The 22,477-nt window shown below is 46.2% G+C and carries 19 protein-coding genes; 9 read left to right on the top strand and 10 right to left on the bottom strand.

Annotated features, from left to right (window positions below):
* Positions 1 to 2: 2 nt before the first annotated feature.
* From gspE to gspC, 3 genes are read right to left on the bottom strand one after another with little or no spacing between them, the layout of a single operon-like run.
* Entirely contained in the window at positions 3 to 1,568 is a 1,566-nt protein-coding gene (gspE, locus tag L2717_RS14670; protein ID WP_220773926.1) for a type II secretion system ATPase GspE, read from the bottom strand.
* The gene (gspD, locus tag L2717_RS14665) at positions 1,561 to 3,669 is read right to left on the bottom strand and encodes a type II secretion system secretin GspD (protein WP_220773927.1); all 2,109 of its coding nucleotides are present in this window, start codon (positions 3,667 to 3,669) and stop codon (positions 1,561 to 1,563) included. The genes gspE and gspD overlap by 8 nt, the downstream gene beginning before the upstream one ends.
* A 24-nt stretch (positions 3,670 to 3,693) precedes the next feature.
* Positions 3,694 to 4,614 (bottom strand): type II secretion system protein GspC, encoded by a 921-nt coding sequence (gspC, locus tag L2717_RS14660; RefSeq protein ID WP_220773928.1) that lies wholly within the window; start codon positions 4,612 to 4,614, stop codon positions 3,694 to 3,696.
* A 253-nt stretch (positions 4,615 to 4,867) separates the two neighbouring features.
* On the opposite strand from gspC, the gene hslR reads away from it, so the two are divergent.
* The 3 genes from hslR (at position 4,868) to L2717_RS14645 (ending at position 7,878) form a co-directional block, all read left to right on the top strand.
* Complete coding sequence (gene hslR / locus L2717_RS14655; protein ID WP_220773929.1) at positions 4,868 to 5,266, top strand: ribosome-associated heat shock protein Hsp15; 399 nt, start codon at positions 4,868 to 4,870, stop codon at positions 5,264 to 5,266.
* A gap of 14 nt (positions 5,267 to 5,280) precedes the next feature.
* The gene (hslO, locus tag L2717_RS14650; protein ID WP_220773930.1) at positions 5,281 to 6,141 is read left to right on the top strand and encodes an Hsp33 family molecular chaperone HslO; all 861 of its coding nucleotides are present in this window, start codon (positions 5,281 to 5,283) and stop codon (positions 6,139 to 6,141) included.
* A 195-nt stretch (positions 6,142 to 6,336) separates the two neighbouring features.
* Positions 6,337 to 7,878 (top strand): phosphoenolpyruvate carboxykinase, encoded by a 1,542-nt coding sequence (locus L2717_RS14645; protein WP_220773931.1) that lies wholly within the window; start codon positions 6,337 to 6,339, stop codon positions 7,876 to 7,878.
* Positions 7,879 to 8,090: 212 nt separating this feature from the next.
* On the opposite strand, the gene L2717_RS14640 is transcribed toward L2717_RS14645, so the two are convergent.
* Positions 8,091 to 9,620: a DUF3612 domain-containing protein gene (locus L2717_RS14640; protein WP_220773932.1), complete on the bottom strand. Its 1,530-nt coding sequence runs from the start codon at positions 9,618 to 9,620 to the stop codon at positions 8,091 to 8,093.
* A 254-nt stretch (positions 9,621 to 9,874) separates the two neighbouring features.
* Between L2717_RS14640 and L2717_RS14635 the strand changes: the two genes are divergently transcribed.
* Together L2717_RS14635 and L2717_RS14630 are read left to right on the top strand one after the other, a co-directional pair.
* The gene (locus tag L2717_RS14635; RefSeq protein ID WP_220773185.1) at positions 9,875 to 10,438 is read left to right on the top strand and encodes an aldolase/citrate lyase/malate synthase family protein; all 564 of its coding nucleotides are present in this window, start codon (positions 9,875 to 9,877) and stop codon (positions 10,436 to 10,438) included.
* 259 nt (positions 10,439 to 10,697) lie between these two features.
* Positions 10,698 to 11,648, top strand: a complete 951-nt coding sequence (locus L2717_RS14630) for a YeiH family protein (protein WP_220773186.1) — start codon at positions 10,698 to 10,700, stop codon at positions 11,646 to 11,648.
* Between the two features lie 23 nt (positions 11,649 to 11,671).
* Here the strand turns inward: L2717_RS14630 and L2717_RS14625 are convergent, their stop codons facing one another.
* Both L2717_RS14625 and L2717_RS14620 read right to left on the bottom strand, forming a co-directional pair.
* Entirely contained in the window at positions 11,672 to 11,818 is a 147-nt protein-coding gene (locus L2717_RS14625) for a hypothetical protein (protein WP_220773211.1), read from the bottom strand.
* Between the two features lie 114 nt (positions 11,819 to 11,932).
* A complete protein-coding gene (locus L2717_RS14620) occupies positions 11,933 to 12,478 on the bottom strand; it encodes a helix-turn-helix transcriptional regulator (protein WP_220773187.1) in 546 nt (181 codons plus the stop codon).
* A gap of 145 nt (positions 12,479 to 12,623) precedes the next feature.
* Between L2717_RS14620 and L2717_RS14615 the strand changes: the two genes are divergently transcribed.
* From L2717_RS14615 to L2717_RS14600, 4 genes are read left to right on the top strand one after another with little or no spacing between them, the layout of a single operon-like run.
* On the top strand, positions 12,624 to 13,847 hold the full coding sequence (locus tag L2717_RS14615; RefSeq protein WP_220773188.1) for a metal transporter: 1,224 nt from the start codon (positions 12,624 to 12,626) through the stop codon (positions 13,845 to 13,847).
* On the top strand, positions 13,844 to 14,872 hold the full coding sequence (locus L2717_RS14610) for an efflux RND transporter periplasmic adaptor subunit (protein ID WP_220773189.1): 1,029 nt from the start codon (positions 13,844 to 13,846) through the stop codon (positions 14,870 to 14,872). Before L2717_RS14615 ends, L2717_RS14610 begins: the two co-directional genes overlap by 4 nt.
* 1 nt (position 14,873) lies before the next feature.
* Positions 14,874 to 17,927 carry an efflux RND transporter permease subunit gene (locus L2717_RS14605; RefSeq protein WP_220773190.1) on the top strand — a complete coding sequence of 1,018 codons (3,054 nt, stop codon included), beginning with the start codon at positions 14,874 to 14,876 and terminating at the stop codon, positions 17,925 to 17,927.
* Positions 17,924 to 18,229 carry a DUF3240 family protein gene (locus L2717_RS14600; RefSeq protein ID WP_220773191.1) on the top strand — a complete coding sequence of 102 codons (306 nt, stop codon included), beginning with the start codon at positions 17,924 to 17,926 and terminating at the stop codon, positions 18,227 to 18,229. The genes L2717_RS14605 and L2717_RS14600 overlap by 4 nt, the downstream gene beginning before the upstream one ends.
* 75 nt (positions 18,230 to 18,304) lie before the next feature.
* Here L2717_RS14600 and L2717_RS14595 read toward each other — a convergent pair whose 3' ends face one another.
* From L2717_RS14595 to L2717_RS14580, 4 genes are all read right to left on the bottom strand, one after another.
* Complete coding sequence (locus L2717_RS14595; protein ID WP_220773192.1) at positions 18,305 to 18,940, bottom strand: paraquat-inducible protein A; 636 nt, start codon at positions 18,938 to 18,940, stop codon at positions 18,305 to 18,307.
* Between the two features lie 112 nt (positions 18,941 to 19,052).
* Entirely contained in the window at positions 19,053 to 20,279 is a 1,227-nt protein-coding gene (locus tag L2717_RS14590; RefSeq protein WP_220773193.1) for a cyclic di-GMP phosphodiesterase, read from the bottom strand.
* 221 nt (positions 20,280 to 20,500) lie between these two features.
* Positions 20,501 to 21,856 (bottom strand): ATP-binding cassette domain-containing protein, encoded by a 1,356-nt coding sequence (locus L2717_RS14585; protein WP_220773194.1) that lies wholly within the window; start codon positions 21,854 to 21,856, stop codon positions 20,501 to 20,503.
* Complete coding sequence (locus tag L2717_RS14580; protein ID WP_220773195.1) at positions 21,853 to 22,125, bottom strand: hypothetical protein; 273 nt, start codon at positions 22,123 to 22,125, stop codon at positions 21,853 to 21,855. Before L2717_RS14580 ends, L2717_RS14585 begins: the two co-directional genes overlap by 4 nt.
* Positions 22,126 to 22,477 lie beyond the last annotated feature (352 nt).

The following is a 22,477-nucleotide window of genomic DNA, read 5'->3' as shown; positions in this document are numbered from 1 at the left end:
GATTACTCCTCGCGAGTCACACGCAATACTTCTTCAAGTGTGGTGATGCCCGCGAGCACTTTACTCATGCCATCGTGACGAATACTGGGTATAGACTGACGAATATATTTTTCGATAGCTAATTCGCCGCGACCGCCGTGGATTAACTCACGTACGTTATCGTCAACCAGTAATAGCTCATGGATACCTGTTCGGCCACGATAGCCATTATTACCACAGGATTTACAGCCATTGGCGCGGAAAATATGTCTATCATCACTGGCGGCTATGCCCAGTAACTCACGCTCACGCGCATCGGGCACGTGCTCAATTTTGCATTTTGGACAAAGAGTACGGATCAAGCGTTGGGCTAATACGCCGAGCAAACTCGAGGATACCAAAAACGGCTCAACGCCCATGTCTTGCAAACGGGTAATGGCGCCTGATGCTGTATTGGTATGCAATGTTGAAATCACCATGTGGCCAGTGAGTGACGCTTGCACCGCAATTTGCGCGGTTTCTAAGTCACGAATTTCACCAATCATCACCACATCAGGATCTTGACGTAAAATAGCCCGTAGGCCACGGGCGAAGGTCATGTCCGCCTTAATATTAACTTGGGTTTGACCAATACCATCTAACTCGTACTCGATGGGATCTTCGACTGTCAGTATGTTGGTATCTTTTGAGTTAATCTCGGTCAGGCCCGCATACAAGGTGGTACTTTTACCCGAACCCGTCGGGCCAGTCACTAGAATAATACCGTGGGGGCGACGGATAAGATCTTCAAACTTAACTCGAATACTGTCGGTCATGCCCAATTGTTCTAAATCAAGGTTACCAGTATTTTTATCCAGCAAACGCAGCACCACACGCTCGCCATGGCTCGATGGCATGGTTGATACCCGCACATCCACGGCACGACCGGCAATCCGCAGCGAAATACGACCATCCTGTGGCACGCGTTTTTCGGCTATATCCAGACGCGCCATCACCTTAATCCGCGACACTAACAGCGACGACAGCTTACGGTTGGGTTTAAGGACTTCTTTGAGCACACCATCGATACGAAAACGCACAATAAGCTGTTTTTCATAGGTTTCGATATGGATATCCGAGGCTTCTTCTTTAATCGCTTCAGATAACAGGGCATTGATGAGCTTAATAATCGGCGCATCATCATCACCTTCGAGCAAGTCTTCGGTTTGTGGTAACTCTTCGGCCAGAGTGAATAAATCCATCTCATTGCCGATGTCTTCCATCAACTGCTGCGCTTCTGATGAATTAGCCTGATAGGCTTGCGTCAGTTTGGCCTCAAACTTCGTCACTTCAAGCTTAACCAAAGGCAAATCGACACCCGAATAACGCCGCGCTTCGAGCATGGCCGTTAACGGTGTTTTACTGGTGTAAAACAAGCTCAACTCACCCGTATCACCCAGCGAGAGCACCACATCGTGGCGATGCGCAAAGGCAAAAGGTAAACGCTCTTTACTGCTTGAACGAAACACCTCATCACCTTCGGTTTCAAGACCTAGCTCATTAGAGATTTGGCTAAGATCATCGACTGGGGATAATTGTATTTCACTCATTAGGCTTATCTTTGTTGTCGTCTAACGTTTTAAGGGTTGAGTCCGTTTGGCGCATTTGGGTATCTAAGCCCTTGCCTTCTTTGTAACGCTCTAAAATATTGTTAACTTCTGGCGGTAAATACTCTGATTGGTTCCATTCTTCTAACACTGGCACCTGAGTATTAGGCATTAAGTTCACGCCGCGCTGCTGCTGCTCTAACTGTAATGCTCTGAAATAGTTATATTTACGGCCAGCAATCCCTTCCATTGTGATGCCATCACGGATAATGGTGGGTTTGATAAAGATCATCAGGTTTTTCTTCGTCTTTTTGCTCGAGGAAGATTTAAACAAATGACCAATCACAGGGATATCACCCAAGAAAGGCACTTTCTGTACGCTTTCCTGCACTTCTTCATTAATCAAACCACCAAGCACAATGATTTGACCTGAGTCGGCCATCACAGTAGTCGTTAACCGGCGAGTGGCAAAAGAAATATCCACACCCGTGTTACCGTTAACGCCTGACACTTCTTGCTCAATCGTCAGCTTAACTGAGTGACCTTCGTTAATTTGCGGTACGACTTTGAGCTTAACCCCAACCTCTTTACGTTCAACGGTTTGGAAAGGATTACTGTTATTAGAGCTGGCAGTAGAACCGGTCAGAATAGGGACTTCGTCACCCACAATAAACGAGGCTTCTTGGTTATCTAAGGTGGTAATTGACGGCGTTGCCAACACGTTAGAATTAGTATCACTCGATACGGCTTGAATAAGTGCGCCAAAGTCCCCCATAGCCACGCCCCAAGCCATACCGTTTACTTTACCTAGCGCTTGAGCCAGTAACGTTACATCACCTTTAGTATCTGGGTTTTTACCAATTACTTCACCGGTACTCGGGTTAGTGATGTAAGTGCCTTCTTTATCTTGTGCTTGCCATACACCAGCACCAATCTCACCAATGGTTGGGCCTAAGTTATTAAACTGCGTGCCACCACCCGCTTTCGCGGCCCACTGCACGCCAAAGCCCACACTGTCACCCTCGGCAACTTCCACAATAATAGCTTCGACCAATACTTGCGCGCGGCGAATATCGAGCTGATTAATCACACTCTCAATAGTCCGCATTTGGTCTGGCTCGGCACTGATGACTAAAGCGTTAGTCTCGGTATGGGCCATGATATTGATTTCGTTACGACGCTTACTACCTGCCGTTTGGGTGCCCGTCTCTTTTTCACCTTCTAGCTTTTGCGCAAAACCGGTCAATACCTCAACGAGATCTTCAGCCTTAGCGTAACGTAGGTAACGTACCTTAGTGTTACCTGTGCTGGCTTGTTCAGCATCGAGGCGACGGATTAACTCAATCACCCGTTGACGGCTTTTCTCATCACCACTCACCACTACGGCATTGATACGTTCATCTGCGACCACTTTAGGCGCTTGACCCGGAAGTTGTGATTGGTTGGCGGTGGCACGATAAAGCGTATCGATAATTCGCACCATTTCACCGGCGGAGGCAAATTCTAACGGTACAACCTGTACAGAGGTATCGCCTTGCTTATCTACGCGGCGAACAATTTCAACTAGCTTATTCACCACCGCTGCACGGCCCGACAACATTAATACGTTAGAAGGGTCGTAGTTCACTACGTTCCCGCCGCCCGCGTTATCATTAAGCTGGCGTAATAGTGGGGCTAATTGCTTGGCCTCAGTGTTATACAAAGCCACAATACGCGTGACCATTTCATCACCCATACCAGGATCATTATCATTAGCGACACGAATGGCAGCAGTTTTAGCGTCTTTGTCTTTAATGACTTTAATGACGTTATTTTCCATCTCGACAATGGCATAACCGTAAACTTGTAAGACGTTGAGGAAGAACTGATAATATTGTTCATCGTTCAGTAAATCATAACTGCGCACGTTGATTTTGCCGCGAATCGTTGGGTCAACTATTATGGTCTTATTCAAGTTTTTACCAACTATATTGATAAACTCTTGAATATCCGTGCCTTTAAAGTTAGCAGCATACTGTTCTGACCATGCAAATTGCGATGAGAACATAGCTGCACCCGCAACAATCCCAGCAATAAGCTTGCGTCGAATCCTTTTGTTTTTCATTCTTTTTCTTTCCTCTAACGCGTGTTATTGCGGCAAACTAAACATGATTTCAACCAATTGTCCTTCCCGCTCAACCATAATAGACACTTCGGTTAACTCGGAAAGTTGGCTCATCATTTCTAACGCCTGACTCATAACGGTCAAGTCGTATCCATTAATCGATTTAGCTAAATCATTGGCTTTAAAACCCGCCTGTTTAAACAAATTGGCGTCTTTACCCGGATTCAAACGATAGCCCGCCACAGCGTCACCCTGTCTCACAGGAGAGATAGCAATGTAATCGGTGATCTTACTGGGGTCGGCTAACAATTCTGTGCGAGATTCAGCGAGCTCTTGGGAAACTTCGGCGTTTTTCCGTTGGTCGATACGGTTAACCGTTGTATTACTCTTGGCCTGTTGTAGCTGCTGGTTGGCTGGGCTTTGGCTAGTGTAAACAAGGCCATCGAGCATTAATGTCTCGTAACGACCCGCATTAGTGATGATAATACGGTCAGCGTAGACTTCTTTGAGTGATGCCGACGTGCCTTTAATTTTGTCGCCTAAGCTGTAGGTTTCTTGGCTGCCATTTGACTCAATAACGGCTAAGCCCTTCTGATCTGTTGTCGATGCGACTACGCCAGTCAACTGAATGGAAAGTGAGGTTTTAGGTGCATCGGTAATGGTTTCAACCGCTGCGACTTTAGGTCTATCAGATTGAGTATCTGCCTTGCCAAAGAGTCCAAGCTGCTGCAAACCGGCAAGATCAACCTGCCCCACATCTTTGCCATTAACATTAACGGGAGTGGGTGACCAAGCAGTGACAGATGAGTCTGTGGGCACTAATTTCCAAGTAATTTGTGCTGCCAATAGCATGATGACAATAAACCCTAACCAGAAAACAATCCGACTGAGGGGCTTATGGGGCATACCAATGGCTTTTGCGATAATTTTATCTAATAAATCCATATTTTATGTGGACCCTCGATACAGGTCTCTGTTCTGATTATAATAATTAGGTAATAAGCGCCTAATGCTAACCTAGGCGGCATGTGGCAACAAGCCCATAACAGTATTCCCGTTGGCGAAAATAGGCCAATTATGCTAACTTTGCCCACCTAAAAAGGCTGTGAAGCACTCCACCCTTTAACATAATAGAAATGCGCATCTGACACTTTATTGCTCGGCATGTGAACTAATCGATCTTTTAGCTGGAGACACTATGACGCAAGGTCAAAGCGAAAAAACAGACATTCGACTCGATAAGTGGCTGTGGGCCGCACGTTTCTATAAAACTCGTGCCATTGCCAAAGACATGATTAACGGCGGCAAAGTACATTACAACGGTCAGCGCGCCAAATCTAGTAGGAATGCTGAGATAGGCGCCGTCCTTAAGATACGCCAAGGATATGACGATAAAGAGATCGTCATAAAAAAATTATCACAAATACGTCAATCGGGTGCGATTGCACAAGAATTGTACCAAGAAACCGAGACAAGCATGGTTAAACGGGCCGTTAATGCTGAGCAACGACGCCTCAACATGCTTAACAACCCCATACCAGATCAGAAACCAGACAAAAAGCAACGACGCCAGCTCATGCGCTTTAAAGACCTTTAATAGTGAGATACACCATGACTCAAGATATTTTACACCGCTACTTGTTCGACAATGCAGATGTCCGTGGCGAAATGGTACAGTTACAAGACAGCTACCAACAAGTGATCAGTGCCCAACAGTACCCTCCCGTTTTGCAAATTCTGCTGGGTGAACTCATGGCGGCCACGTCACTATTAACCGCAACGTTAAAATTTAGCGGCGATATCAGTGTGCAGTTACAGGGTAATGGCCCAGTTTCTTTAGCGGTGATCAACGGTAACAATCGACAAGAATTACGCGGTGTAGCACGTTGGAATGACGAACTGGCTGACGATGCTAGCTTGGCGGATTTATTCGGCCAAGGCTATATGGTCATCACCCTAACACCCGAAGAAGGTGAGCGTTACCAAGGTGTGGTTGCACTGGACAAGCCAACTTTAGCGGCCTGTGTTGAAGAATACTTTAATCAATCCGAACAGTTACCAACTGGCATTTGGTTATTTGCCGATGGCAAACAAGCTGCAGGTATGTTTTTACAAATTCTACCCAGCCAAAAAGAAGATAACATCGAGTTTGAGCACTTAAGCCAGTTAACCTCAACCGTTAAGGCAGAAGAGCTATTCACTCTGGATGCAGAAAGCGTATTACACCGCCTTTATCATCAAGAAGAAGTGCGCCTATTCGAGCCTATCAATGTCAGCTTTAAGTGCACCTGTTCTTTGGAGCGCAGTGCGGGCGCGATTAAGACGTTAGCTCAAGCAGAGATTGAAACCATACTGGCCGAAGACGGCAAGATAGAAATGGGCTGTGAATATTGCCACGCAAATTACACCTTTGATGCCATAGATATCGCCACCTTATTTGCAAACGGTCAAACATCAACCACGCAGCAATAACCTGACTGCTGTTGAGATAATGGGCGCCAATTCGGCGCCCATTTTTTATCCTGCCTATAATCCCCTCACACATTGCACTCGGCTTAAGCTACAATCGGTTCACTTTATCCTCTGACACGACTCAGTTGATAAATAAACTAAATCGGCAGACGATCGATGATAAAAATAACCTTACAAATCAATGGAGATTTCATTATGGCGGATGGATTAAACCGCGTTTACTTTAACCCTTCAACAGCACAACTTGTCGAACTTGCCCTGCTACGCGGCGAAGGTGAATTGACAGCTAATGGCGCATTAGTCGCTAAAACAGGCGCTCGCAGTGGTCGCTCACCCGGCGATCGTTTTATTGTTAGAGAACCCAGCTCAGAAGCTGATATCGAATGGGGCCCAGTCAACCAAGCTTTTGAAGCGGGTGCTTTTGAAAGTTTATGGGCACGAGTTGAAGCTTACCTCGCCGATAAAGAATTGTTTGTCTCTGATCTTGAAGTCGGTGCCGATACCGAACATTACCAGCCTGTGCGAGTGACCACTCAATACGCTTGGCATCAACTATTTGCCCGCAATCTATTTATCATCCCTGAAGACTTTAATCGCAAAGACAAACCCGTGTGGCAAATTATTAATGCCCCTGACTTTGTCTGCGATCCCGCGCGCGATGGTACTAACTCTGATGCTGCGGTCATTTTAAACTTCGCTGAACGTAAAGTGCTGCTCGTTGGCCTTAAGTACGCTGGCGAAATGAAAAAGTCGATGTTCTCAGTGCAAAATTTCTTACTGCCAGCCAAAGGAGTGTTACCCATGCATTGCTCGGCCAACGTAGGTAAAGATGGCGACACTACGCTATTTTTCGGTTTATCTGGCACAGGTAAAACGACGCTATCGGCCGATCCAAAACGCTTCCTTATTGGTGACGATGAACACGGCTGGGCACCGGGCGGCGTATTTAACATTGAAGGCGGTTGCTACGCTAAATGTATCGATTTAAGCCAAAAGAATGAGCCTGTTATTTGGGATGCAATCCGTTTTGGTACTGTGCTCGAAAACGTGGTGATGGACGAGCTCCGTGTGCCCAATTACACAGACAGTAGCCTAACCGAAAACACCCGTGCAGCTTATCCGCTGGAACATATTGCCCAGCGTAAAGAAGACAACTGCGGCGCCGAGCCACGTGCGGTAGTATTCTTAACCTGCGACGTGTCAGGCGTATTGCCACCGGTCTCTATTTTGACTAAAGAACAAGCCGCGTATCACTTCCTATCAGGTTATACGGCTAAAGTGGGCTCGACTGAAATCGGCTCAACCTCAGCGATTCAATCCACTTTCTCAACCTGTTTCGGCGCGCCTTTCTTTCCACGCCCTGCTGGCGTATACGCTGAGTTACTAATAAAGCGCATTGAATCGTTCGGTAGCCAAGTTTACTTAGTTAATACAGGTTGGACCGGCGGCCCGCATGGTGTAGGTAAGCGTTTCGACATTCCAACCACCCGCGCTATTGTCGATGCGATTGTGAGCGGTGAATTGAAAGATGTTGAGACCGTCCACTTAGAAACACTGAACCTCGCAGTTCCAGTAGCGGTAGCTGGCGTAGACAGCAATTTACTCAACCCAATCAACACTTGGGGCGATAAAGCGCTATATGCCGAATATGCCCAGAAACTGGCCGAAGCCTTTACTAAAAACTTCGCTAAATACCAAGTGTCAGACGCAATCCGCAATGCAGGTCCAAAGGCATAAGCACTTAATTTTATTTATTAAGCCCGAATGTTGTCTGTAAAAAAAGCGCCGATTCAATAATGAATCGGCGCTTTTTTGTGGCTAACTTTTTATGCCTAACTTTCAAACTTAACGCCTAGCATAGTGAATGATCGAGAATGAGAGAGTGGCGCCATGCAGAAAACGATAAACATAACCACTCAACCACGCTACTTATCCCCAAAATTACTGATTTAACTGCCATCGCATTGTGATTTACCCGCTTGATAACAACTTGGTTGGCGCGGACATACGGCGCCGCGGGAGCAAATTAAGCGGGCATCATTTTTGATGCCACGTTCTACCCAATTAATATTGAGGATTTTAGCAACACTCACCAGATCGCTTTTAATGTGCTTAGGGATCGTCACTGAGCCGCCACTGGCAACACAGGCATTCTTCAAATCGTGGGCGATAGATAAGGCATCTTTACCTTGGGCTTCAATCGCCGGATTCAAATCAATGCCCGCGCAGAGTACGTGGGGATTACCCGCCGAATCTTCGACTTTAATCGATTCACAGCAGTAAATTCGGGGTTCGTTACCGACATTTAAAATCGAAATCTGTGCCGACGTGCCAACCGTTGGCTCGCTGATCATCCTAAACACGGCCCAGTGCTGACAAGGGTCTTCCACTAAACGCATATTGCCCCAAGGCAGTGGAATACCGTTACCGCGGTAAACCGCTTTAAGTTTACCCGGTGCGTAAGCATCAAAATAATGCCAGTGGGGATACGGTGATACCACAGTCATTCGCCGCATGGCCACCGACGCCGACACTTGCAGTTGCTTATGCACTGCAATCTCGTAGCCATGACGATCGAGTAATTGCCGATACGGTACTTTAGGGCATAACAAGGCGCCGGCAAAAAAGCTCGACTCAAAGTCACGCCATGCGTGCAAAATATCCTGTGCGTTTAGCGTGTTGGATTGCAGCGTGACTTCTTCGTCCATCTCCAACTTTCGGCCTGAAATCATTACACTCTTCAAACCGTCTTTGTTATGGAGTACGCAATGTCCTATGTGTGCGGCTAAATCGTACTTCAATCTACTCGGACGATTTTTAAGCATTTTATTCATATAAATAGTATTAGGTGGCTCAAAAAAAGACGTTACAAGTTGACGAGAGCTCCCGCCCATTTCGTCGATAACTTCCTGTGGCGTGTTATCTACCCATTTGATGATAAGCCCTATTCCCTTGGCAATATCCAGCATATCCTCAAGGGATAATGGCATCCGTTTAAGGCCAACCTCTTCGGCAGCGCGCTCAAGATCAGGAAAGTGGTTTTGGTGATGCTCTTGATGGGCGCGGATCAGTAAATGGGCAAACTGCCTGCCAGAAATTCCGGTCTGCGATAACATTTCAGGTATCGCAATTTGCAAAATATCATTGGAAAACAAAAAGCTAGGTTCGAGTGCCATACCGCTAATCCCCCCGCGGCGGCCCTTGTCCGGTGTAATAGCACTTTCCTCAGGGGTATCATCAAGGAACCAATCGACATCTTTTTGAAAAACCGTCGCGATCACCGCCAGCATAGCGGCACTCGGCACGCGCTTTCCACGTTCAATCATCGACAAATATGACACAGAGGGCGCGCTTCCAGAGTCGACTCGAATACAGCGTGCTGACAAATCTTCCATAGTTAAGTTATTACGTTTCCGTAGGTTACGTATTTTTGTCCCTAGGAAGTGTGATTTTCTCATCAAGCTCTGGTCATTACGCATTTTGTAAAATTCACAGTGTAAAATTTCTATTGTGAAATTGTAAACAAAAAAAGACTAGACTACAAATCAAGCAATCAAGAAACGATTCAAGTAAACAAGTTGAGTCAACCAAATTCAAGAAATGCTTAACCACTAATACTTACAGCAAGCACTTAAAGCGGACAAGCCAAGTTGAAGACAAACTTTGAAAAATCAAAAGTTAAATCGAAACCCTGAACCGTATTTTTTAAATTGAAAGAGTAGAGGAACGAGCGATGACTATGTCAATAATCAGCAATAACCAGAGCCAAACAAATTTAAACAACCTCATCGCAGAAGAAGTGCTAGCCGTAGTCCATGTTGGGATTGCCGAGCACGAAAAAATCGCCAAGGCGAAACTTTTCATCGACCGACTCTTTCCACTTAGCTCTGGTTCACATCAAGATGTGAGCAGCTACGTCGTTTACTACCAGCATTTGTTAGCCTTTTTTGCCGACGGCAGCCACAGTGGTTTACGCCAACCAAAGCAGTTTGTGGCCTTTAATGGCACTAAAGATGCGCCCAGCGCTATCGTACTGCAAGACCAAGATTGTCACGTTGAGCTGAGTTTTGACCGTTGCGGCATGATAGGTGCCAGAGACGTGGCCAATTTAGAAGATATCCAAATAGAAGCGTCTTCAAGCATCTTAATGGAAACCACCGAGGCACGCTCTGCAGCATCACGCCATTGGCTTAGCTTGCTACATGTCGGTATGCCTAGCGCTAACGATACTCAAGATAAGTTATTTACAGCGAAAGATGGCAGTGATTACGATTTGAAAAGCATCGTAAATTTATAAATTCTCGTGGGGAGATTAACTGCGCCGCAGTTGATCTCCGCTGCTTTACCTTTGCGCAAATGTATCCCGCCAAACAATAAATAAAATTGATGATAAAAATAAGTTTAATTGATTTTATTGAAGCTAACACTCACAGCTATAATGTCCCTAGCATCGTTTTCCAATATCAGTCCTTATTGATGGCCATTTTTTATTAGCGGTATTAGTGTAAATAATGGCATTGGAGCGATAATATTTAATCGCTAGTGCATAGGTAGATATGAAACTTTCATCAAAATTACAAGACGTTAATAAACGTCAGCGCATTATTTTTATCTGTGCGGGTTTATTATGCCTCACACCTTTTATCTCATCTCCTATGGCGTTAGTGCTAGGTTTTACCTTGGCAAGCTTAGGTTGGGTACCGGTGGACTGGAATATCACTGCACTGACTAAAAAGCTCCTATCTTATTCAATCATTGGCTTAGGGTTTGGCATTAATGTCACCACCGCCATAGAAGCCAGTACCCACAACTTTGGTTTGATTGTAGGTTCGATTTTTTTCACTCTCGGCCTTGGTTTTATACTCACTCGCGCCCTCAAATTTGATCACGTGACAGGCCACTTAATTGCCTCTGGCACCGCTATCTGTGGCGGTAGTGCGATTGCTGCTGTCGCCCCTGCTATTAATGCCAAAAATGACCAAACTGCCACGGCATTAGCCTGTGTGTTTGTGCTCAATTCAGTTGCACTATTTTTATTCCCCGCTATTGGCCATTTACTCAACATGAGCCAATACGATTTTGGCGTGTGGAGTGCCATTGCCATCCACGACACCTCATCGGTTGTCGGTGCTGCGTCAGCCTATGGTGACGAAGCCTTAAAAATCGCCACAACCATAAAACTCTCTCGCGCACTGTGGATTATCCCTATCGCCCTTGTCAGCGCTATGATATTTGGTGGCAATAAACGCAAAATTAATCTGCCATATTTTATTGGTTTTTATTGCTTAGCGATTGCTGTAGCGCATTGGTTACCACAATTTAATGCAGTTTATGACACCCTATTTATGCTCTCAAAACGCGCACTCGTAGTGTGTTTATTTTTGATTGGTGCAGGAATTACTGTGCAGAAAATGCGCGCGAGTGGCCCAAAGCCTTTACTACTTGGGGTAATGTTGTGGGCAGCAATTGGTGTAACATCTTTAGTGTATATTCTTTATTTTCAGTAATAAATATTGACGATGGCAGAGATTTACTCTGCCATCGTCTGCACTCGCCAAGCCCAAAAAAGAACACCGACAAAAGCGCATAATTCAATCAGCGAACGTACCAATCCGAAGGTTTGCGTTGACGCAATTAAGGCAAGCAGGCAAAACACGATAATCAACCAGTTCTTCAATTGCATCTTCCTGCAAACTTAGGGGATGCTCATTATTGTTTAGAACTTAAAGGCTAACAAATATCATTTATTAATAACAAATAGCTATAACAGCTAAGTCAGTTCTGTACTTATTTACGCTGCCTTATGGCTTGATGCCGCTTCGTTCGCGGCAATATCTTGATTATGCTCTTGGATAAAATCCTCCATAAACCAAGCACAGAAAGTATGGCGTCCATCGACTGCTGCTTTACCATAAATGGTTGATGCCTGCTGTCTGACGGTTTTTTCTTTGGTCTGACGCACTTCGGCAATTTCTTTAAAACTTAAGCCTTTAAGTAATAGAAATGCCACTTGCTGCTCACTCTTAGTAAAGCCCCAAGTTTCAAATTGGTTCGATACAGCCTGGCTGTATTCTTGTCTGGCGGAACGCATTTGCGTCGACATATTGTCGATTTTCTTATCTGCATTATCCAGCCGTTTAGCCAACGCTTTCACTTCGCGAGAGCGACGAATAAGATCATAACTTAAGTACATGGCACCAATCACAGTGAGCACTAACAACATGGCTTCCTGTGCAATATGCCATTGGGGAATGCCCAATTGAATGTCGGAAGTGATGTCAAAAAGCTTAAAGCATATGATCAAGGCCAACAGACCAATAATGACAAGATCCTTCATCGAAAAACTCCTAAATAAAAGCAAAATCAACCCATTAATTTATGGGACATATGTACCATAAACGGTTTTATGATACATGTCCCCCACGACTTTCGCCCACCAATCTCTACACTGACAGCACTCTTTATTACCATAGAATCGTCCTATGTCTGTCAGTACGTCTTGTATCAAGTTATGTCTGTTGACGAGCTTAGTCAGCAGCAGTTTCCTGTGCCACGCCGCGAATTCCGAGCTATCTCCAGCACTCTTCACCAGCCAAACTAGATTACATTCTTTATCTCAGTCAGGCGGTCAGTTACCGCAATCACAAATAAGCTTAAGCAGCTCATCTTGGCTCAATGGCCTGCCGAGCATTAGCTTGAGTCACTTAGGTAGCCTAGATAATGGTAACAGCTACGAGCAAGAACTCTCACTCAATTTGCCAATAAAATCCCCTGCTTTGCACAGCAGCGATAAGCAAATTAAACAACTCACCCAAGGCATTAAGTCGCAACAAGTCGCGCTGCAAGGCCTGTATTTATCGGGATTATTGCGACAAAGCCTGTGGGAACATCGTCTTGCCGCAGTAAAACTAGCCCAATTAGATCGTAAGAGCCAATTACTCGACAAACTCCATAGTCAGCAAAAGCAACTCACTGATGCGGGCGAACTGCCGATTGCCCACATACTCTTGTTAGAGCGCGAACTGGTGGATATTGCACTGGAGCGGGTCGACCTAAATCAGCAACAGGCCGATGCGCTTGCTCTCTATCAGCAACTGACAGGACAAGAGCAAATACCGCAGGACATAGCCGAAACCGCGCGGCCACTTCCAGCCAGCAGCCAACCCAATGACATTCTCGCGCAACATCCATTATGGCAATTATTGAGCCTGCAGAAGCAGCAACAGCTGCTGATCATCCAGAGTCAGCAAACGGGGAATAACGATCCTTGGACTGTCTCACTCACGGCCAAAAATACCGCCGATAATCAAGTCGATGATCAACAGCTTGGCATCGCCGTTTCTGTACCACTGACTTTGGGTTCTGCCCTATCACAAACCGAATTATCCCAATGGCAACAAGCCAATACCGAGCACACGCTCAACCTCGACCGAACCTATATCGAGCTAAAAACTCAGCTTAAAAAACTAGAGCAACAGCAAAACAACTTACTCGACCAACAGACATTGCTGACTCAAGCATTACACCTTAGCCGCACCATCACAGAGGAGCTGGCTAAGGTCAAAGACCAAAACCAAGTTAGCTACGAAGTCTGGCTGCGCCGCTATATGGATGCGCTCGATACCGAATCTCGCTTGGCACTGAACCAAGTCGCGCAGCAACAACTGCACTCCCAACAACTGCAAGCCCTAGGAATTTCATTATGATGGCCAAGTACGGCGCATGCCTTTTCTGTTTATCCGCCAGTGTTGCCACCTTAGTGCAGGCTGAATCCTTAACGATAAGTTCCCTCGGTAATTTAGACCTGAGCTACGTGCAACCACAGAAAGTCGCCAGCTATGAGGGCAGCCCTTTGCCCGCACAGATTGAAATCCTCCCCGGTAATGATTACTGGATCAGCACGCCGGAGAATATCCAGCAGATCAGCTTCCTCGTCGGCCAAGGCCAGCGGGTTACTAAGGGGCAAGCGATAGTCAAACTGACAGGGCCAGAAGTGTTTCACTACCTCGCCCAAGTCGAAGCCGCAAGCAGCTTATATCAACTGGCAAAGGGCCGTTATGAGCGCAATAAACCCTTATTAAACAATGGCAGTATCAGCGCCGAAAAGTGGCGCGAGATCAGCCAAGACTACTTCAGCACTCACCTCGAATACGAGCACATGCAGCATTTTATGGAGCTAGTCAAAAGCACAGATGCCACCACAGACTCGCTAGTGGTAGGCACGCCAATCGCGGGGATCGTCAAACTCAACCAAGTAAATGGACCTTATATGGCGGGTTCACAGCTATTTTCACTGGTGCCTAGCGACAGCATTCGCATCAAAGTCAGTGTGCCTATGAGCCAGTCACATTCGCTCTCGGCGGTGAACATCAATCAGTGCCATATCGCCATTGAGTCTATGTCGGCCATCGCCGAAGGTGCCTTTGTGACCGCTTGGTCATCACCCGTGCCGCAGGAATGTAACTTACTGTTAGGACAACAGATCACTGTGATTCCCGAGTATCAAAAAGCCGTATATCTGCTACCTAAAAATAGTGTTTTTAGTTGGGAGCAGGATAGCCAAGTGTTCACTAAAACCGCCGACACGCTCATCTCAGTGACTATCGATATTCTGGGTTCAACCCCTGAGCAATATATTGTTGAAAGCGATCAGGATCTGAGCCAAATCCAAGTGTTATCCCAGTCGGTTGCCGCAGTCAAAGGCATAATGCTTGGCCTAGGAGGCGAATAAGATGTTGACCTCAGTCATCCGCTTCTCGCTCACGCAGCGCCTATTTGTGCTGATTGTGGCGCTGATTATTATGTTAGCGGGAGCGCGAGCCTGGTTTTTGATTCCCTTGGATGCCTTTCCGGATATTTCGCCCACCCAAGTAAAGATTATCCTCAAGGCGCCCGGCATGACGCCGGAGGAAATTGAAGCGCAAATTACCGTGCCGATTGAAACCGAACTGTTAGGCATTCCCCATCAATCGATTCTGCGCTCGACCACTAAATACGCCATTAGCGATATCACCCTAGATTTTGACGAAGGTACAGATATCTATTGGGCGCGCCAACAGGTGAGCGAGCGCATCGCCGCCGTGTGGGATAGTTTCCCTGAAGGTGTGACAGGCGGCGTAGCGCCAATGAGTACGCCACTCAGCGAAATCTTTATGTTTTCACTCGAAAATCCCAATCTATCGCTGATGGAAAGGCGACAATTACTCGAATGGGAAATCCGCCCGTTACTGCGAACCGTTGCAGGCGTCGCCGATGTTAATATTCTCGGAGGATATGCTAAAAGCTTTAATGTGACGCCTAAACCGGCGGCAATGGCAGCTGCGGGCGTGAGCTTTGCAGCGCTGCAACAAGCGATAGTAGAAAATAATCATAACGAAGGTGCGGGTAAACTTACTATTGGTACCGATACCATTATCGTGCGCGCCGAAGGTCGTATCGATGACATCGACGAACTCAAACAATTAGTGATCAAGGCCGATGACGCTAGAGTGTATAGACTACAGGATCTAGCCGATATTCAAATTGGTCACTTAGCCCGTTATGGCGCAGTCACGAAAGACGGCAACGAAACCGCCGAAGCGTTAATCATCGCCCTGAAAGATGCCAATACCGCACAAGTGGTCAAAGATATTAAGGAAAAGCTCGATCAAATCAGCCTAACCTTGCCAGAAGGGAGCCAGATAAACACCTTTTACGACCGCGCGAATCTGATCAATACCGCGATTGATACCATCTCCAATGCCTTATTCGAAGCCGTAGTGCTGGTAATCATCTTGCTGGCGCTATTTTTAGGCAACGTGCGCGCAGCATTGGTCGTGTCACTCTCGCTGCCTCTCGCCGCGCTGATGACATTTTTGATGATGGATTACTTCAATCTTTCTGCGAACTTAATGAGCCTAGGCGGGCTAGTTATCGCCATCGGCATGTTAGTGGATTCATCTGTGGTCGTGGTCGAAAACATGGTGAATCTTATCGCCACTAAGCAAAGATTACCGCGGCTACATTTGATTTTTCGCGCGACCAAGGACGTTGCCATCCCCGTGGTATCGGGCACAGTGATCGTCATGATAGTATTCTCGCCCTTGCTGACCTTGAGCGGGCTTGAAGGCAAACTCTTTACCCCAGTTGCGGTCACTATCGTGTTTGCCATGCTGTCGGCGCTGGTGTTGTCGTTAACTGTTATTCCGGTTATCGCTTCTTACCTCGTCAACGAAAAAGCCGCCAAGGAACCTAAGGCGATTGAAAAGCTTAAACAGCTCTATCTGGGCAGTCTCAAGAGCACGTTTAGCCATCAAAAACGCTTTATGATAATCGCCTTTAGTTTGCTTATTGTCAGCCTAGGGTTGTTTGGACTGGTAGGTAAAACCTTTATGCCGACCTTAGATGAAGGCGACATTATCCTGCAGCTTGAGAAGTCTCCGTCAATTTCACTCGAGGCTTCGATTGCCATCGACAAGCAAATTCAACAAACCTTGCTAGCCAAAGTACCTGAAATCAAACAGATGGTGGCGCGAACAGGTGCAGATGAAATCGGCTTAGATCCCATGGGACTCAATGAAACCGATGTGTTCTTAGAACTTTTGCCCCGCAGCGAATGGCGCTTTGTAAATAAAGAAGCACTTATCGATGCGATCCGCACTGTGTTATTGGACTATCCCGGCGTTAATTTTAACTTTACTCAACCGATACAAATGCGCGTATCCGAAATGCTCACCGGCAGCATTGGCGACGTGGCGATCAAGGTCTTTGGTAACGATATCGACACCTTAGGTCAGCTCACGAGCCAAATCCAACAGCTGGTTAATACCACTAGCGGCAGCGTCGATGTGAAAATGGCGATGATCGAAGGCAGTCCTTTTATCAACCTCACCTTAGATAACGAGCTCGCCCGTGGCTTTGGCATGAGCACCATGGAGTTTGCTCGCTACCTGAAAAGCCAGCTCGAAGGCGTTATCGTGACCGAAGTGCTGCAAGGTAAAAAGCGCACCCCCGTGCTGATTGCTAACAATCAGAGCCACTTAAGCAGCATTAATGAGCTTGAAAATCAGTTACTGGTGATGCCAGATCACTCCTTAAAACGCCTGAGTGATGTCGCTACCTTAAGCTATAAGCAAGGCCCCATCCTTATCGAGCGTGAGCAAGGGAATCGCTTTTCAGTGATAACCACCAACGTGCAAGGTCGCGATATTGTGAGTTTTGTAGAAGAGCTCAACGCTAAAATCGCGCAGGAAATCAAACTCCCGAGTGGCTATAGCGTGAGTTTTGGTGGCGAGTTTGAAAACCAGCAGCGGGCCACCAGCAATTTACTGTTAGTGATCCCCATTGCTATCGCACTGATCACATTAATTTTATTCACGACATTTGGCTCACTGGCCAAAGCGGGCTTAATCCTCGCCAATGTTCCCTTCGCTATGATGGGCGGCATAGTTAGCCTGTATTTGTCAGGGGAATATTTGTCCGTGCCCGCCTCGGTTGGTTTTATCGCCTTGCTCGGCGTTGCTGTACTCAATGGCGTGGTGATGGTCAGCTATTACGAACAAACCCAGCACATGTTCAGCAACCTGCGCGAACGAGTGGAACAAGGTGCCACGCGGCGTTTACGCCCCATTTTGATGACGGCCACAACGGCGATGTTTGGTCTTATGCCGCTGGTGTTTGCCTCGGGCCCTGGGGCTGAAATTCAAAAACCTTTAGCGATTGTGGTGATTGGCGGCCTGCTCACTTCAACCATAACCACACTGTATTTACTGCCAATTCTGTATTTTTGGCTGGAGAAACGTAAATGAGCACAGAACAACTGTTAGTCCTGATCGCCCAGAATGATATTAAGGACGACATAGTCGATACCTTGATAGAGCTGGAGTTTCTGTCGGGTTTTAGCCTAGGTAATATTTGTGGTTTTAGCCGCGAACACAGTCATTTTAATATCAAGGAACAAGTAGAAGGTTATCGGGAGTTTTGTAAATTCGAAATCATGCACCCCGCGGCACAACAAGCGGCGCTGCTCGCTGCGCTGGCGCTGGTCTGCAAACATAATCCCTGCCGCTATTGGATTATGCCCATTGTTCAAAATGGTACTTTGTCCTAACTCATTGCGCCATTAACCGCATTAAATCTCGGCATCCCGACCTTCTCGCTAAGGTCGGCATGCCTTATAAACTCGCTACAAAATTGGCGTTGGACGCCGCACTAAAAAACCACTCAGAATCGATAAAATGCAGTAAGCGGTAAAGAAGTAAAAACCGTTTTCAAATTGCGCCTGGGTTTTCAACATTTCCCCCATACCGCCTGAGGCGTTCCCCGTCATAAAGGTGATGATCAGCGCTACCACAAACACATCGGCCATCGACCACTTAGCGAGTGCATTGACGACGGCATTAATCCTCAGTTTCAGGCCAATCGAACTCACACATTGCTGTACCAGCATTAAACTCAACTTCAAGGCGGGAACAACCACACTGAATAACATGACTAAGCCCGCAACGAGTCGATTGCCCGAGTGATAAAGTTCGGTTACCGTTCCCCAAATACTGCGAGTTTTCTGCAACACTTCGACTTCGCCCTTAAGGTTATTCAGCCCGAGCAAACCACTGACCATACCTAACATGCCGCGAGCACGTTCGCGCCCCGAGTCTTCATCAAAGCTTTGGGCAACTTGCGCTATACCTTGCTCAGCAAGCTTAGACTTATCGATAGTGCCACTGATACTCATGATAGGCTGAGTGACCCCTGGGATTAACAACGCCAAGGATAGGATAATGATAAAAATAGGAGATAGTGATTTCATCGCACTGTTCATCGCATTGCCAGACAGGAGAAGACATTCAGTTTACGGTTTTTAACGCAGGCTCTGCAATCGTTCACTCCTGCCATCAGCGAAGATGATGGCGTTAGGAATAAGAATATGAGGATTAATAGAAAGGCGTTGGATCGATATCCAATGAACTCGGTGACACGCCGCGCTCGATATACAGCTCAGATTTTAATAAATCCACCATAGCGACATCTGTGTAACGCTTTAATTTTAGAGAGTAAAAACACTTCACTACGGGATGTAATGCATCTCTATCCTTTGAGGTCCAAACAATCCCAATCTGGCCATCGGATAACTCCACCAGAGAGCCTACCGGGTAAATACCGATACAACGAATAAAGTCATAGACCAACTCTTGGTCTAAATGGAATGGCGTTAAACTGAGCATAATTTTAAAGGCTGCTGCTGGGCTCATGGCTTCTTTGTAGCAACGCGTTGCAGTTAAGGCATCAAAGATGTCGACGATACAGCTCATGCGACCATGAAGAGGGATTTGATCGCCTTTCAGCCCCCTTGGGTAACCTCGACCATCGAGCTTTTCGTGATGCATTAAACAGATATCTTTACTGGTTTGCGATAATCCTTTGGCTTCGTTCATAATTGCTAGCGCATACACTTGATGCAGCTTCATATGCTCGAATTCTTCTGGCGTCAGTTTGCCCGGTTTATGCAGCACTTTATTGTCGACTTTAATTTTACCGATATCATGTAAAATTCCGCCGACGGCTATCTCCCGCAATTTATCACGATCAAATTGTAAATACTTGCCAAAGGTTACTAATAAAAAAGCGACATTCACTGAATGTTCAAGTAAATAAGCATCTTTTGAGCGCAGCGCTGACATGCACTTAAGCGCGTCAGCATCTAACATAACAGACTCTATCATGTTGTCCGCTAAAGCCTCGAACGGTCCAACCTCAATAGCTTTGCCTTCAAAGGTTTCGGATAATACTTTACGAATTAGGTCTTTAGCCTCACTCAGCATCACCTTTGCTTGAGCTTGTTGTTTTTCACGACTTATGGGTATTTCTTGACTTTCTGGTTCACTAATAATTGGAGGAGCAGAATGGACTGGAGAATGAAGAGGGTTAGCCGTTTTCTTACTTAAACCACAATGCTCAGCAGAGCGTTGTGCATCAACCCAAACAAATTTGATACCGCTTTTCGTTAGCTTGGAAATTGCATCCTTATGCTTAATTTGCCCAGCATTGGTAATCGCAAGTTGGCCTTTATCCTGTTTGTCTATGGCGCAGACAAACATGCCTAATGTCAGTTGCGACACAGGTAATTTGATTAGGTCAACTAATTCTGCCGACTCATTCATATCTACAACCCCAAGGATGATTGCCTGAATAATATATCAATTTTAAACATATGATACTAAAGCGACCTACACTCGCATCTTCTGTTGTGATTAATTCATAATTATAGAGCAGACGTGAAGGCGAGTATTAGAGAATCACTATAGACTTTGTTGCTAAACGACATACGCTAAACTTAAGTAGATGGAATAAGGCCTGCAATGTTGCTTATGTGAGTAAGACTTTACCCTTCCTCAATAAAACTCTCTACCAATAATCCATTGTGTAGGCTGAGTTGCCGAGACACCGCACTATGTTCAATGCCTCTATGACAACTAAGCAAGATAGCGCAACCTTGAGAACTTAAACACTGCAGCAAATACCACGCTTTATCATAGTAATGCTTATCCATTCCCGCTAATGGGTCGTCCAATAACAACACCTTAGGATGTAAGCAAGCTATTGATGCTAAAGCAATTAAATGCTGTTGACCGTGGGATAATTTATAAGGTGGCAACTGAGATAAACCTGATAACCCCAACTCCTCCAACATTTGCGCAGCCCGCTCTTTAGGGAGCTTAAAACGCGTTAAGCTAAACTGCATTTCGGCTAACACGCTAGTCTCGAACAATTGTCGACTCGGTCTTTGCATCAACAGCCCTAGGTCAGCACCGTAAACGCCCAGCTTAGGCCTTCGCCCTAGCACCTTAATCGGCAGTCGCTGCTTCAAGTTAAGCACACCCGCTAAGCTTTTTAATAGGCTGGTTTTACCTGAGCCGTTATCTCCCATTAAGGTCACTATCTCACCCGCTTGAAGCTTAAACCCCTGTGGACACGTAAATAGCACTGGGCAGCCATCGAAACCAAACTCCAACGCCTCCGCATTGATCAAGACTTTGCCTACATGCTCAAACTTAGGCTGATTTCGCCACGTAGGCGCCTCAATTTGCGCCGCATCGCTCACTGTATAGATGCCTTCAGACAACTTGCCAGCTTCTAGCTGCCAGTGATGCTGAATTATCTCTGCGAAAGCCGAAGGGTTATGCTCAACCAACACTAACGCCATGCCCTCTTGGAGAAGATTCCGCAGCACCACCAGCAGCTCACTCACGCCATGATCATCAAGTTGCGCCCAAGGTTCATCGAGCAACAGTAAATGTGGCTCGCACACTAACTGAGCGGCAATCATTAAGCGATATGTTTGGCCAACGGAAAGCGTATTGAGCTGCGTATCGAGGCGCAAGTATAAACCGGCGCGCCGCAGTGCCAATTGCACTTTAAAGAGTATTTTTTCGGTGGAAATTCCAAGGTTTTCTAAAGCGAAACCGAGCTCTGCACCGACGGTTTTTCGCAATAGTTGTGTCTGCGGGTCTTGCGTGACCCAGCCGGTAACTAACCTAGGGGATCGCCAGATATCGCCTTCATGTGGACGATTTAACACGCCTGCAAGCAAATTGAGTAAACTCGACTTTCCTGAGCCAGTAGGGCCAGTCACGCAATGGCATTGGCCTGCACCAATCGTTAAGTCTATCTCCTGCAATACCGTTGGTAACTGACTGCCGTAGTTGAAGCTAACGCCTTCAAGCGTGAGGAGTTTCATATTCGCTCTGCCGGTATCAGGGGTTCATACTGGCCATCGTTTTCATCTTGTAACGTCGTTGTACCTAAAAACACGCTAGGCGTATTCTTTAAGGATTTCTTTAAAATTTTGGCGCTATCGATACTAAGCTGTTGTGCATCAATCCCGCCATCAACCGTTGCTATTGCACGTACTTCAACGTCCCCCGTATGAACGATGTTAGCGTTATTGATATTGAATAACGGCTTATGAGCCATATCATCAGCTTGAGCAGTGAAAACTAGGCTCATCGCAGACTCGTAGCGCAGGCTAGAAACGACACTCTAAAAATAGCATTCGTGGTAATCATATTTTGCAGATCACGTATAAAATTTAAACTGTACTCGCTATTGTGAGCCGCAACGATTCTGTCTCAACCGAAAAACCATTAAAAACCAACTCAGATCAACTAATTAAACTAAAGGGGAGAGGCATTTCACCATCAGCAGACAAAATGTCTCTCAAAGATGGTTCGAACGACAAAAAGACCCACTTAAGTCACGGTTTTTATCGTCATTAAATGAGACTATGGCAAAAGTCACACACCAGAGGCTTACATCTTGACACTCTTGGCTGTGGCCTTTAATTTGAGCGAAAGATTCT

The organism is Shewanella glacialipiscicola (genome assembly GCF_023283485.1).
Lineage (GTDB): Bacteria > Pseudomonadota > Gammaproteobacteria > Enterobacterales > Shewanellaceae > Shewanella > Shewanella glacialipiscicola.
This window is presented reverse-complemented; position numbering and strand designations above follow the sequence as displayed.

What these genes read in the sequence shown, in the direction of transcription:
- gspE (WP_220773926.1), bottom strand. Translation starts at nt 1,568, where the DNA reads ATGAGTGAAATACAATTATCCCCAGTCGATGATCTTAGCCAAATCTCT.
- gspD (WP_220773927.1), bottom strand. Translation starts at nt 3,669, where the DNA reads ATGAAAAACAAAAGGATTCGACGCAAGCTTATTGCTGGGATTGTTGCG.
- gspC (WP_220773928.1), bottom strand. Translation starts at nt 4,614, where the DNA reads ATGGATTTATTAGATAAAATTATCGCAAAAGCCATTGGTATGCCCCAT.
- hslR (WP_220773929.1), top strand. Translation starts at nt 4,868, where the DNA reads ATGACGCAAGGTCAAAGCGAAAAAACAGACATTCGACTCGATAAGTGG.
- hslO (WP_220773930.1), top strand. Translation starts at nt 5,281, where the DNA reads ATGACTCAAGATATTTTACACCGCTACTTGTTCGACAATGCAGATGTC.
- L2717_RS14645 (WP_220773931.1), top strand. Translation starts at nt 6,337, where the DNA reads ATGGCGGATGGATTAAACCGCGTTTACTTTAACCCTTCAACAGCACAA.
- L2717_RS14640 (WP_220773932.1), bottom strand. Translation starts at nt 9,620, where the DNA reads ATGCGTAATGACCAGAGCTTGATGAGAAAATCACACTTCCTAGGGACA.
- L2717_RS14635 (WP_220773185.1), top strand. Translation starts at nt 9,875, where the DNA reads ATGACTATGTCAATAATCAGCAATAACCAGAGCCAAACAAATTTAAAC.
- L2717_RS14630 (WP_220773186.1), top strand. Translation starts at nt 10,698, where the DNA reads ATGAAACTTTCATCAAAATTACAAGACGTTAATAAACGTCAGCGCATT.
- L2717_RS14620 (WP_220773187.1), bottom strand. Translation starts at nt 12,478, where the DNA reads ATGAAGGATCTTGTCATTATTGGTCTGTTGGCCTTGATCATATGCTTT.
- L2717_RS14615 (WP_220773188.1), top strand. Translation starts at nt 12,624, where the DNA reads ATGTCTGTCAGTACGTCTTGTATCAAGTTATGTCTGTTGACGAGCTTA.
- L2717_RS14610 (WP_220773189.1), top strand. Translation starts at nt 13,844, where the DNA reads ATGATGGCCAAGTACGGCGCATGCCTTTTCTGTTTATCCGCCAGTGTT.
- L2717_RS14605 (WP_220773190.1), top strand. Translation starts at nt 14,874, where the DNA reads ATGTTGACCTCAGTCATCCGCTTCTCGCTCACGCAGCGCCTATTTGTG.
- L2717_RS14600 (WP_220773191.1), top strand. Translation starts at nt 17,924, where the DNA reads ATGAGCACAGAACAACTGTTAGTCCTGATCGCCCAGAATGATATTAAG.
- L2717_RS14595 (WP_220773192.1), bottom strand. Translation starts at nt 18,940, where the DNA reads ATGAACAGTGCGATGAAATCACTATCTCCTATTTTTATCATTATCCTA.
- L2717_RS14590 (WP_220773193.1), bottom strand. Translation starts at nt 20,279, where the DNA reads ATGAATGAGTCGGCAGAATTAGTTGACCTAATCAAATTACCTGTGTCG.
- L2717_RS14585 (WP_220773194.1), bottom strand. Translation starts at nt 21,856, where the DNA reads ATGAAACTCCTCACGCTTGAAGGCGTTAGCTTCAACTACGGCAGTCAG.
- L2717_RS14580 (WP_220773195.1), bottom strand. Translation starts at nt 22,125, where the DNA reads ATGAGCCTAGTTTTCACTGCTCAAGCTGATGATATGGCTCATAAGCCG.